This is a genomic window from Neogemmobacter tilapiae (assembly GCF_014652215.1).
Lineage (GTDB): Bacteria > Pseudomonadota > Alphaproteobacteria > Rhodobacterales > Rhodobacteraceae > Neogemmobacter > Neogemmobacter tilapiae.
Map to the genome: position 1 here is coordinate 191,003 of NZ_BMYJ01000007.1, position 12,289 is coordinate 203,291.

Sequence of the window (12,289 nt, forward strand, 5' to 3'; positions counted from 1 at the left end):
AACACCGTTAGGTCGCGGATCAAGTTCAGCCGATCGCCAGACCGCCCGCCCCTTGGGTGCGGCGCTGTCAGGTGTTTGAACAGCAACCATGATGCCAGCCCCGCCACTTGGTGCAGCCAGCCCCGGAACCAAAGACAGGAGTGCCCGATGGCATCACTTCAACACGGCCCGGCTGCGGGTCGCCCTTTCCTTGTTCGCCTGAAGACGCTGTTGCTGTCGGGCACCGCCATGCTTTTTGCCCAGGGCGCTTTGGGTCAGACAGCGGACGAGGGCGAGATCATCGACCTTGAAGCGATCTATGTTCATGGCGCTTCGGTTCTGGGGGACGTGGGCGAGATCGTCGCGGGCTATACGGCCACCGGCACCAAGACCGCCGCCGAAATCATCGACATTCCTGCGCAGGTTTCGGTGGTGACCAAGGCCGAAATGGACAGCCGCGCGCCCGACAATCTGATGCAGGCGTTGTCCTATACCTCGAGCGTATCGGTCGATGAATATGGCAGCGACAACCGCTATGATTATTACCGGATCCGCGGCTTTTTGCAGACCAGCAGCGGCACCTATCGCGATGGGTTGCCGCTTCGGACCTTTAACTTTACGGGCGGCAAGATTGAACCCTATTCGGTTCAGCGCATTGAAATCCTGAAAGGATCGACATCCACCTTGTTCGGCATGAACGGGCCTGGGGGGTTGGTCAACGTCATCACCAAACGTCCGCAAGAGATGGCTTTTGGTGAAACCTATCTGACGTTTGGCGATCATCACGGTGAGGTGGGCGTCGATTTCGGCGCGCCTTTGGATGCGCAATCGGAGTGGACCTATCGGATTACCGGCAAGGTTCAGAACAGCGACCAATCCAATCGCTATCAAGAGGATGATCGGCTTTACCTAGCGGCGGCCTTGTCCTGGAATCCGACCGAGGCGACATCGCTGACGTTGCTTGCGAATTACTATGATCTGGACGGCAACACGGGCAACAGCATTCCGGTGGGTTCGACAGCCGGTCTGGATACCTTTTTCGGTGAGCCATCGTTCAACGATATGGATCGGTTGGAAAAAGGCGTGGGCTATGAATTCAGCCATGACTTTGGCAATGGTCTGACCTTTCGCCAGAATGCCCGCCAGTCGAACATCGAAATGCTGTATGAACAGGTTTATCTGGACGGCAGTTCACCAACGGGGCGCTATGCCTATCTGATGAACGGTGAAATCGACCGTTTGGCGGTAGACACGCAGCTGGAATATGAGAGCATTTTTGGCAATGTCGAAAGCCGGACGCTTGTGGGGCTGGAATATACCGACGATGATCTGTCCGAGGTGACGCAGTTCGGCACTGCGGGGGCGATTGATCCGAACAATCCAGTTTACTGCGGGTTGGGCTGCATAGCGGTGGCACCCTATACGGACACGCAGATGACCCAAAAGTCGCATGGCCTGTATCTGCAAGAAGAGCTGACCTTTGACGACGCCTGGATTCTGACGCTGGGCGGGCGCTATGACAGGGTGAAGACGGCGGTCGAAGGCGGCAGTGGGACGAACAGTCAAAGCGCTTTTACCAAGCGGCTGGGACTGACCTGGAAGGCGAGCGATGATCTGGCGCTTTACGCCAACTATTCGGAAAGCTTTGATCCTTTGGCAGCGGGTTATGTGCCTTTGCTGGGAACGGCGGCGAAACCGCAAGAGGGCAGGCAATATGAAATCGGCGCGAAGTACCGGCCCGAAGGCTCGGATTCGCTGATCAGCCTGGCGCTGTTCGATCTGAGCCAGACGAATGTGCCGCGGTATGAAAATCTGGCCTATTGGCAGATCGGGCAGATTGATGTGAAAGGGGCGGAACTGGAAGGCCGTATGGCGGTGAATGACCGGCTGAACCTGAACTTTGCCTGGTCATTCTGGGATGCGGAAATCGTTGGCGGGCCGGATGCGGGCCACCGCCCGCAGCTGACGCCGGAGCAGCAGGCCTCTATCTGGGCGGAATACACGCTGGCGGGGGACGGGCCTTTGGCCGGTCTGCGTCTGGGCGGTGGGGGGCGATTGCTGGGATCGCGTTTTGCGGATGATGCGAACAGCGTCAAACTGGGCTCGGCGGTGGTTTTTGATGCGATGGCGAGCTATCCGTTGAACGATTCGACCGAAATTGCCGTGAATGTGTCGAACCTGTTCGATCGCTCTTACGTTTCCAGCTTGAGCTTTGACCAAAGCAGTGTCTTTTACGGGGACGGTCGCACCGTGAAAGCCACCCTGCGTCATCGCTGGTAAGCCATCCAACGCCATCCGAACCCTCGGCCCCGGTCGTTCCGGGGTCGCCGCTTGCTTGGAAAGAGCCTGCCATGTCGAATGAACTGATACCGATCCGCAGCCGTCGCGCCTTTTTGACAGGGGCGCTGGGTATGGCCTGCCTGCCTTTGGGGCGGGCCCTTGCCCAAACGGCGGATGATCCTTGGCCGCGGCGTTTTGTGCATGCTTTGGGCGAAATCACCTTGGACAAACCTGCGCGGCGGGTCGTCTCGTTGGGTTATACCAGCCAGGATTCGATTTTGGCGCTGGATGTGGTGCCCCTGGCGGTGCGGTATTGGTTTGGGGATGCGCCGTTTGGGGTTTGGCCCTGGGCGGCGGATCGCTTGCAAGGGCAGGAACCCGTGCTGCTGACCGGGGAAAGCGGTGTGGAAACCGTGGCCGCGCTGGAGCCGGATCTGATCGTTGGTATCGGTTCGGGGATTGCGCAGGCGGAATATGACCTTTTGTCGCAGATCGCGCCAGTTCTGATGCAGGACGCCGATGCGCCGGTCTATGGGATGGGCTGGGATCGGCTGACGGCGTTGATGGGGCGGGCGACGGGCAAGGACGAGGCGGCGAAGGCCTTGATCGCGGCCACGAAGGCTCGTTTTGCCGCCGTGCGTGCCGAGCATCCTGATTGGCAGGGCAAGACCGCCGTTGCCGCCTATCATTTTAACGGTGAGGCGGGGCTTTACCTGACCAGCGACGGGCGTTCGCGCTTTCTGACCGATTTGGGCTTTGCCCTGTCGCCGGTTGTGACTGCACAACCAAACACCGATTTCTATATGCCGCTGTCGCCCGAAGACCTTTCGGGGCTTGAGGCCGATGTTCTGGTCTGGATCTCGACCAGCGACACCGACAAAGATCTGGCCGCCCTGCCGATGCGCCGCCTGCTTGGGGTGCATCGGCAAGGCGGTGAGGTTTTCGCGGCGGGTGATGTTTCCTCGGCCCTGTCCTTTGGCAGTGTGCTGTCCTTGCCTTGGGCGCTGGACCGGATCGAGGCGGACATTGCCGCGGCGGCGGATGGTGACCCGGCCACACCGGTCGCATCCTCGGTCGCCGCAGGGCTGGCCCCCTAGGCGCATGGCTGTGAAACTGGGTCTGATCCTTTTGCTGTTTCTGCTGGCCGTGGCGCTGACCCTTGGGGTCGGCGTTCAGGGCCTGTCGTGGCAGGCGGTGCGGGGCGCGATGGGCGGCTATGACCCGAATGATCCGCTGCAAGTGGTTCTGGCCGAAATCCGGCTGCCCCGTCTGGCGGCGGGGCTGATTGCCGGGGGGGCCTTGGGGGTCGCGGGCAGTGTCATGCAGGCCTTGACCCGCAATCCCTTGGCCGATCCTGGGCTGTTGGGGGTCGACGCGGGCGCGGCGTTTGCCGTGGTCCTGGGTGCGCTTTATCTGGGCCAATCGGATGCAGGCATCTTGGCGGCGCTGGCCTTTCCGGGGGCGGCCTTGGCCGCCATGGCGGTCTTTCTGCTGGGCGGGGGGCTTTCCGGTGAGCCGGGGCCGATCCGCCTGACCCTCGCCGGGCTGGCGATGTCGGCCTTGCTGCTGTCGCTGGTCAACGGGCTGATCCTGCTGCGGGGTGATGCTTTGGAGGTTTTTCGATTCTGGATCGCCGGCACGCTGGCGCTGGGCCTGCAAAAGCCGCTGCTGGCGCTGGCTGGGGTATCCCTTGTGGGGTGGTGGCTGGCGCTGTGGATCGCACCTTTGCTGGAGACGCTGGCCCTTGGTCGCGGTCTGGCAAGGGGGTTGGGCACAAGCCCGCTGAAGGTGCAAGGTGCGGCGCTTTTGGCGATCACACTGTTGACCGGATCCGCCGTCGCCATTGCCGGACCGATTGCCTTTCTGGGCCTGATCGTGCCGCCCTTGGCCCGTCGCCTGGCTGGGCGAAACCTGCGCCATGAATTGCTGGCCGCCCCCTTTATCGGCGCCTCAGTCCTTTTGTTTGCGGATGCTTTGGGCCGGATGATCCTTGCCCCCGCCGAGGTGAGGGTGGGCGTCATGACCGCGATTCTGGGCGGCCCGGTCTTTGTCTGGATCGCCCGATCCCTGCGGCTGGGGGAGGTGCGGTGAAAGGTTTTTCGACGCTGATCCTGTTGTTGGCCCTTATCGCCTTCCTGTCGCTGTTGTTGGGCGAGGTTCGTCTTTCGCTGGCCGACCTTTGGCAGGGCTTGACCACCGGTGAAGGCCCCGGCGCGCTGACCCTGCGGGTCTTGCGCGGGCCGCGGGTGGCGACGGCCATGGCGGCGGGTGCCGCGTTTGGCCTTTCCGGCGCCGTGTTTCAGATGTTGTTGCGCAATCCTTTGGCGGCCCCCGACGTGATGGGCTTCAACGCGGGGGCAGGGCTTGCCGTCATTCTGGCCCTGGCCTTTGGTCTGATGCTGCCGATGGCCTTGATCGCTGCGCTGGGGGGACTTTTGGCCGCGCTGTTGGTGGGGTTGATCAGCTGGCAACCGGGGCGCAGCGAGCCGGCGCTGGTGATGATCCTAGTCGGCCTTGGGATTGGATTTACCGCCTCGGGCCTTGCGACCTTTTTTCTGTTGACGCTGACCGATGCCGAAGCCAGCGAGGCCCGGCGCTGGATCATTGGATCGCTGGCGGCGCGCAGTTGGAACCATGCCGCGCAAATCACGGTGATTGCGGGAGTGCTGGGGTTATTGCTGGCTGTGCAATTGCGGGCCTTGGCCTGTCTGGAGCTCGGCCCGGTGCTCGCGCAGGGGCTTGGCCTGAGCGTTGAGGCCGCAAAGCGCAAGTTGCTGGCGACGGCGGTTCTTTTGGCTGCGGGGGCTGTGGCGGTGGCGGGGCCTGTGCCTTTTGTCGCGCTGATGGCGGGGCCGCTGGGGATTGGCCTGACGGGGGCACGCCAGCCCGCGGCGCGTCTGCTGGCCGCTGCGGGGGCGGGGGCGTTGATCCTGACCGGGGCCGACCTTTTATCGCGCAGCCTTTGGCAGGGCGTGCAATTGCCTGTGGGCGTGATGACCGGCCTTTTGGGCGCGCCTTGGTTGATGTGGTTGCTGACCCGTGCGTTTGGAAAGGTCGAGTCATGACAAGTTCAGCCCTGCAAGCCCAAGGCCTTGGCCTTGGCTATGGCGCGCGCCGGGTGATCGACGGGCTGGATATGGACCTGCCCGCAGGCAAGGTTACGGCGATCCTTGGCCCGAATGGTTGCGGAAAATCGACGCTGCTGCATGCGATGGCGCGGTTGATCCCCTTGCAAGCCGGGCACATTCTGCTGGAAGGCCAGGATATGGCGCGGATGGCCCCCAAAACCTTGGCGCGTCGGCTGGCAATCTTGCCGCAAGCGCCCCTTGTTCCGCCCGGCATTCTTGTGGCGGATCTTGTCCGCCGCGGCCGTGCGCCTTGGCGGGGTCTGTTGGAGCCTTGGAATGCCGCGCATGCGCAGGTCTGCGATCAGGCCTTGGCGGCCGTGGGCTTGACCGATCTGGCGCAGGAACCGCTTGAATCCCTGTCCGGCGGGCAGCGGCAGCGGGCTTGGATCGCTTTGGTTCTGGCCCAAGCCACGCCCGTGCTGTTGCTGGATGAACCAACCACTTGGCTGGACCTGCCGCATCAGATGGAAATCCTTGGCCTGCTGCGCCGCCTGAACCGTGACAATGGGACGACGGTCATTTCGGTGCTGCATGATCTGAACCTTGCCGCCCGCTTTTCGGACCATCTGATCCTGCTGGGTCCAAGGGGCCTTGTTGCCGCTGGCGCGCCTGATGCGGTGATCACCGAAACCCATTTGCTGGAGGCCTTTGCCCTTGCAGCCCGTGTTCTGCCGGATCCTGTGTCCGGCACGCCGATGGTCTGTCCGTTGTGACGCTGAATAAGGAAACGCCGATGTCTGTGCTTGCGCATGCCCGACTGGAACTGCCCTTTGATCAGTTGAAGACCTGGCTGATCAACGCCCCGATTTTTGAGGACCGGGGCCGGATGGATCCGGACGGGAGCCTGCATCTGACCTTTGGTATCGGCACGGTGCTGGCCAAGGTGCAGGAGGATCATTCTGCTTTGGTTCTGACATCACCTGATGCGGCCTCGCTTCAATTCCTGCGTGATTATATCAGCGATACGGCGAGTGAGGCGGGTGTCAGCCCGATTTGGCAGGAGCGGCACAGCCGGGGCAAGCCGGCAAATTTTTGTCTGGCGCGGGTGGAAAAGGTGGAGCAAGTCAGCCCCTCGTTCCGCAGGCTTTGGTTGGAAGGGGCGGATTTGTCGGCCTTGCTGGGCAAGGGGCTGCATTTCAGGCTGTTGCTGGGACCAAAGGGTGAGGGCTGGCCTTGGGTCGATGAAAGAGGTTTGACCCTTTGGCCGGGTGGGGCGGGGGTTTGGCATCGGCCGGTCTATACGGTGCGCAGTCTTGAAAGCGGGGCAGGGACAACGCGGATCAGTGTGGATGTTTTCCTGCATAAGGGTGGGCGCGTGACCGAGTGGTCAGAGGGTTTGCAAGGGGGCGAGGCTGTGGGCCTGATGGGGCCATCGGGCGGGGATGTGCCGGAAGGGTCGGGTCTGCCCACGCCGTGGTTCGGCCTGTTTGGCGATGAAACCGCGCTTCCCGCGATTGCCCGTATTCTGGGGGCCTTGCCCGTTGATGCGGTGGGCGAGGCGGTGATTCTGGTGCCCTTGCCAGAAGATGAGCAGGTCTTGCGCCATCCGGCGGGGATCAAGATTCGTTGGCTGCATCGTCGTGCGGGCGGCGATTTAACGGACATCGTCGCGCAAACCCAGATCCCCCGCGAGAACCGCTTTGTGTTTTTTGCTGCGGGGTCACGCCTGACGGTTGCCGCGCGGCAGATTTTGGCCGCCAAAGGATTGAGCAAAGCGGAATTCTGGGCACAAAGCTATTGGCAGGACGGTTGACTCTGCGGCTGGGGCAATGGATTTAGGGGCCTTGCCAGCCCGCCGTTGACGGCCAAGGGTCAGCCTATCCCCCTTTTGCTGGTGCTGCGTATGACCTTTCGTCCCCGGATGACCGCCTTTACCGAAGGCATTCGTGCCACCGACGCTTTGCGTTGGCGGGCTTGGGATGGGGTTGTCGCCGATCTTTGGTGCGCCGAAGGTGTGGTGGGCGGCGGAGGGCATTATGTGTCGCCCGACCCACGCATTGTCATCTTTCTGGATGAGGGGGCCAGTGCGGTGCGCCTTTCGGACAAGGCGGCAGGGGGCGGCGTTTTGACGTCGGGTCGGGTCAGCTTTGTCCCTGCTGGGATGCCGCTTTGGTCGCGCATTGTGGAAAGCCGTCGGTTTCAGCATCTGGATTTGCATTTTGACGGCGCCGCCCTGCTGCGCCGCTTGGCGGGCCGTTTTCATCCGACAGCCGCCGAGCAGGCCCTGGCCCGCCCGGTGATGGCGGATGATTCGGGCCCAATCCTTGACATCGCGCGGCTTTTGGCGGGGGAGGTTGCAAGCCCAAGCCAGCATGACCTGTTTGCCGAGGGGCTTATTCTGGCTATTCTGGGCGGCGTTCTGCCTTTGGGGGAGGCCAGAGGCAATACGGGGGCTGTTCGCGGCGGGCTGAGCGGATGGCAAATGCGGCGGATCACGGATTTCATGCAGGCGAACCTGCACCGGCGCGTTTCAGTCGCGGAACTGGCGGCCCAGATTGGTCTTTCCGAAAGCTGGTTTGCGCGCGCCTTTAAACAGGGGCGCGGCGAGACGCCGCACAATTGGCAGCAATCCCTGCGGATCGACGCTGCCAAAGCCTTGCTGGGTGGGCAAGATCATGGTCTGGCGGAAATTGCCGCCGCCACTGGCTTTGCGGATCAGGCCCATATGACACGCGCTTTTCGCGGGGTCACGGGCACCACGCCCGCCGCTTGGCGGCGTGCCCATGCTGCGGGATGAAAGCGGCCTTTGTCCAATTGAGGGCGGGATAGTGCAAGAGCACGCGTTTAATCTGATATAAAGACTCGGAAATTCTGCGCACGACGCGCCCCGTTTCAGGACTGCTGCCATGACCCGTTTCCCCATTCTTGCCCGTCTGCTGGGCCAAACCGCGATGATCGCCTTGACTTTGCCAAGCCTTGCCTGGGCACAAGAGACCGATCTGGAGACCATAACCGTGACGGGGGGAGGCTCGGCCACGGGTCCGGTGACAACAGCGGATACGGCGACCTTGACCGGCCTCAAGTCCGCCACGCCGATCAGCGAAGTGCCACAATCGGTGTCGGTTGTTCCCGCCGCGACCTTGGCGGCCACCAACGCCGCAAAATTGGACGGTGCGCTCGCCTATGTGGCGGGTGTCGTCGGCCAGCCTTACGGTTTTGACAGCGACACCAACTGGGCTTTTATCCGGGGCTTTGCGGCCACCGCGACGGGGGTCTATCAAGACGGGCTTCAAAATTTCTCTTACGGCTTTGGCGGATTTTATGTCGATCCTTTGTTGGTCGAACGGATCGAGGTTCTGAAAGGCCCCGCTTCGGTGCTTTATGGCGGATCGAACCCCGGCGGTTTGCTGAACTATGTCACCAAGCGCCCGACAGGCGTGGTGGGCAAGACGGTCGAAGTGGGTGTCGATGAACAGGGCCGCGCTTGGCTTTCCTATGATCAGAACAGTGTGACCTCGGGCGGAAGCGCCTATCGTTTTACCGGCAAGGTTCAGCGTGTTGATGGCCATGGCGCCTTTGACGCTGGGCTGACAGGCGTTGTGGGCGCGGGTTTCTCGACCACCCTGCAGGACGGCTCGGACGTCACCCTGCTGTTCAACTACACCAACATGCGCGAAGACCATGTCGGCGGCGCTTGGCTGCCCTATGTCGGCACGGTTGAGGACGCCCCCTTTGGCAAGATCGACCGCGAGTTCAACACAGGCGAGGCCGCCGAGGACTGGTATAAACGCGATCAGGCGATGGCGACGCTGATCTGGGAAAAAGGCATTGGCGCATGGAAAGTGTCAAACACCACCCGCCTGTCCTGGGCCGATGTCGATGAAAGCTCGGTCTATGCCTATGGCTATGCCGGCTTTTCGCCGACCCCCACCGATGCCGACAACACGCTTTCGCGGATTTTCTTTCAGCATCAGACCCAAACCGACAGCATCCTTTCGGATACGCGCGGCGAAACCACTTTTAACACGGGCGGGGCGGAACATCGCTTCATGGTCGGGGTGGATCTGAAATATTTCCACATGGATCAGGTTCAGGCCTCGGTTGCCTTCCCCGCTGCCGCGACGGGTCTTTCGGTGACGGACCCGAACTATGGCGCGGTGCAACCGGCGACGACGCCCTATATCGACCAAGGCCTGACCCAGAAACAGGCGGGGCTTTATGTGCAAGATCAGATCCGTTGGGGCGATGGCTGGATTGCCACGCTGAACGGGCGGCTTGACTATGTCGATACTTCGACCGGAGTGAACGCGGCGACGGGTGCCGAGGGTCTGTCGAGCCATGAGACAGAACTAAGCTGGCGCGCGGGTATTGCGAAAACCCTGCCCGGCGGTTGGACGCCCTATCTGACGGCGGGCACCTATTTCAATCCGCAGATCGTCAATGACGTGAACGGCAATGACATCAGCCCGGAAACGGGGGAACAGATCGAGGCAGGTCTGAAATGGTCCCCCAATGACAGCACCTTGCTGACACTGGCGGTGTTTGAGATCAACCGCAAGAACATCTCGCAATCGGTCTGGAACGGTGCGGGCTATGATTACTATCAAATCGGCGCGGTGCGTTCGCGCGGGATCGAATTGGAAGGCCGGGGCGAGATTGCCAAGGGGCTGATCGTGTCTGGTGCGCTGACCTCGATGGATGTGCAGGTCACGGATGATGTCGATGCGACCCTGATCGGCAAAACCCCCTATGCGACCGCGCAAGAAATGGCCTCGATCAAGGTGGAATGGTCCCCCGAAAGCATGAAGGGGCTGACGCTGACAGGCGGGGCGCGCTGGACGGGTTCGTCTTGGGCCGACAATGCGAACACCCAGAAAGTGCCGGGTGTGACCCTGTTCGACGTGGGGGCAAGCTATGAATTCGGACAGAACTGGAAAGCCAATCTGGCGGTGTCGAATGTCACCGACAAAACCTATGTCTCCTCCTGCCAGACCGCGTTTTCCTGCTTTTACGGCGAAGGTCGGACCGCTTCGATCAGCCTGACGCATTCCTTCTGATCACGCCTAAATTCGGGCGGGCAGGTTGAACTTGCCCGCCTTTTTCGTCAGGACTGGACGCCTGAATTTTCGCAAGCGAAAGCCCGCCATGATCCGCCAGTTCGCCGCCTATTACCGCCCTTGGCTGGGTCTTTTCTGGCTGGATCTGGGTTGCGCGATTTTGTCGGGCCTGTTGGAACTGGCGTTTCCCCTTGCCGTGCGCGGTTACATCGACTGGCTTTTGCCGCAGGGGAACTGGGGGCTGACTGTTGCCGCCGCCGTCGGGCTTTGCCTGGTCTATCTGTTCAATGCGGGGCTGATGGCGATCGTGATCTATTGGGGTCACATGCTGGGCATCAACATCGAAACCGAAATGCGACGGAAGGCCTTTGACCATTTGCAAAGGCTGTCGTGGGGCTATTTTGATCGTCAACATTCCGGTCGCTTGGTGGCGCGCGTGACACGCGATCTGGAAGACATTGGCGAAGTCGCCCATCACGGTCCGGAAGACCTGCTGATTGCGGTGATGACCTTTGTCGGGGCCTTTGCGATGATGTGGTTTGTGCATCCGCAACTGGCGCTGATCACGGTTGTGACAGTGCCATTGTCGGCCTTGTTGGTGATGTATTTCGGTGGGCGGATGACAGCGACCTGGCGGGCGATTTATGATGGGGTCGCCAATTTCAACGTGCGGCTTGAAGAAAATGTGGGTGGCATCCGGGTGGTGCAGGCCTTTGGCAATGAGGACCATGAGCGGGCGCTGTTTGCAGGGGACAATGCGCGTTACCGTGCGACGAAATTGGCGGCCTATAAGCTGATGTCGCTGACCAATGCACTGAACTATATGGGGATGCGGGGCATCCAAGTGTTGGTGATGGTGGCCGGTGCGGCCTTTGTTCTGGACGGTTCGCTATCGGCAGGGGGCTTTGTGGCGTTCTTGCTGCTTGTGAATGTCTTTTTCCGCCCGTTGGAGAAAATCGCCTCGGTCATTGAAACCTATCCCAAGGGCATCGCTGGGTTCCGTCGCTATCTGGAGCTTTTGGCGACGGCGCCGGACGTGATGGACAGCGCCCAGGCAAGGCCCGCGCCGAGGTTGCGCGGGGCGATCCGGTTTGAAGGGGTCAGTTTTGGCTATGATCCGGCGCGGCCGGTGGTGAAGGCCATCAACCTGACGATTGAACCGGGCCAAACGGTGGCCTTTGTGGGGGCATCGGGGGCGGGGAAGACCAGCCTGTTGGCGCTTTTGCCGCGGTTTTATGAGCCGACGGCGGGGGGCATCTGGATTGATGGGCTGGCGGTGGAAAGCCTGACCCTGGCCAGTCTGCGGGCCCAGATTGGTATTGTCAGTCAAGATGTCTTTCTGTTCAGTGGCACTTTGCGGGAAAACATCGCCTATGGGCGTCTGGGGGCGAGCGAGGCCGAGATTGTTGAAGCGGCGCGTCTGGCGCAGTTGGAGGCGCTGCTGGATAGCCTGCCGCATGGATTGGATACCGTTGTGGGTGAACGGGGGGTGATGTTGTCGGGGGGACAAAAGCAAAGGGTGGCGATTGCACGGGTTTTTCTGAAAAACCCGCCAATCCTGATTCTGGACGAAGCGACGAGCGCCTTGGACACGGAAACGGAACGTGAAATTCAGGCTGCGCTTGACCGGCTGGCGCAGGGGCGAACGACCTTGGTCATTGCCCATCGTTTGGGCACGATCCGGGATGCGGACGTGATTGTGGTGATGGATCAGGGGGAGATTGTGGAAAGCGGGACCGACAGCGAGTTGCGCGACAGGGCGGGGCGCTATGCGCGGATGCATGCGGCCTAATTTCGGGCGCATGGCGCGCTGTTGTGCTGAGGGCCGCTGAAGAGGGGCTGCGGGTGGCCTGCGTCGGCGGTTGTGCGGGCCCCAAGAGAAGCCGGGCCGTGGCATGATGGGCG

9 protein-coding genes are annotated in these 12,289 nt (G+C 61.5%); all 9 read left to right on the forward strand.

All coding sequences use genetic code 11. The annotated features are described in order from the left end of the window. The first annotated feature begins 147 nt into the window (after positions 1–147). On the forward strand, positions 148–2,259 hold the full coding sequence (locus tag IE095_RS12710) for a TonB-dependent siderophore receptor (protein ID WP_229804766.1): 2,112 nt from the start codon (positions 148–150) through the stop codon (positions 2,257–2,259). A 71-nt stretch (positions 2,260–2,330) separates the two neighbouring features. Continuing rightward, entirely contained in the window at positions 2,331–3,356 is a 1,026-nt protein-coding gene (locus tag IE095_RS12715) for an ABC transporter substrate-binding protein (protein ID WP_189412045.1), read from the forward strand. Between the two features lie 4 nt (positions 3,357–3,360). Then, positions 3,361–4,350: a FecCD family ABC transporter permease gene (locus tag IE095_RS12720; RefSeq protein WP_189412046.1), complete on the forward strand. Its 990-nt coding sequence runs from the start codon at positions 3,361–3,363 to the stop codon at positions 4,348–4,350. Further along, positions 4,347–5,324: an iron chelate uptake ABC transporter family permease subunit gene (locus IE095_RS12725; protein WP_189412047.1), complete on the forward strand. Its 978-nt coding sequence runs from the start codon at positions 4,347–4,349 to the stop codon at positions 5,322–5,324. Before IE095_RS12720 ends, IE095_RS12725 begins: the two co-directional genes overlap by 4 nt. Then, a complete protein-coding gene (locus tag IE095_RS12730) occupies positions 5,321–6,100 on the forward strand; it encodes an ABC transporter ATP-binding protein (protein WP_189412048.1) in 780 nt (259 codons plus the stop codon). The genes IE095_RS12725 and IE095_RS12730 overlap by 4 nt, the downstream gene beginning before the upstream one ends. A gap of 20 nt (positions 6,101–6,120) precedes the next feature. After that, positions 6,121–7,140 (forward strand): siderophore-interacting protein, encoded by a 1,020-nt coding sequence (locus tag IE095_RS12735; RefSeq protein WP_189412049.1) that lies wholly within the window; start codon positions 6,121–6,123, stop codon positions 7,138–7,140. Between the two features lie 90 nt (positions 7,141–7,230). Further along, positions 7,231–8,124 carry an AraC family transcriptional regulator gene (locus IE095_RS12740; protein WP_189412050.1) on the forward strand — a complete coding sequence of 298 codons (894 nt, stop codon included), beginning with the start codon at positions 7,231–7,233 and terminating at the stop codon, positions 8,122–8,124. A gap of 109 nt (positions 8,125–8,233) precedes the next feature. Beyond that, positions 8,234–10,384, forward strand: a complete 2,151-nt coding sequence (locus tag IE095_RS12745; RefSeq protein WP_189412051.1) for a TonB-dependent siderophore receptor — start codon at positions 8,234–8,236, stop codon at positions 10,382–10,384. Positions 10,385–10,472: 88 nt separating this feature from the next. Further along, positions 10,473–12,176, forward strand: a complete 1,704-nt coding sequence (locus IE095_RS12750) for an ABC transporter ATP-binding protein (RefSeq protein WP_189412052.1) — start codon at positions 10,473–10,475, stop codon at positions 12,174–12,176. The last annotated feature ends 113 nt before the right edge of the window (positions 12,177–12,289 follow it).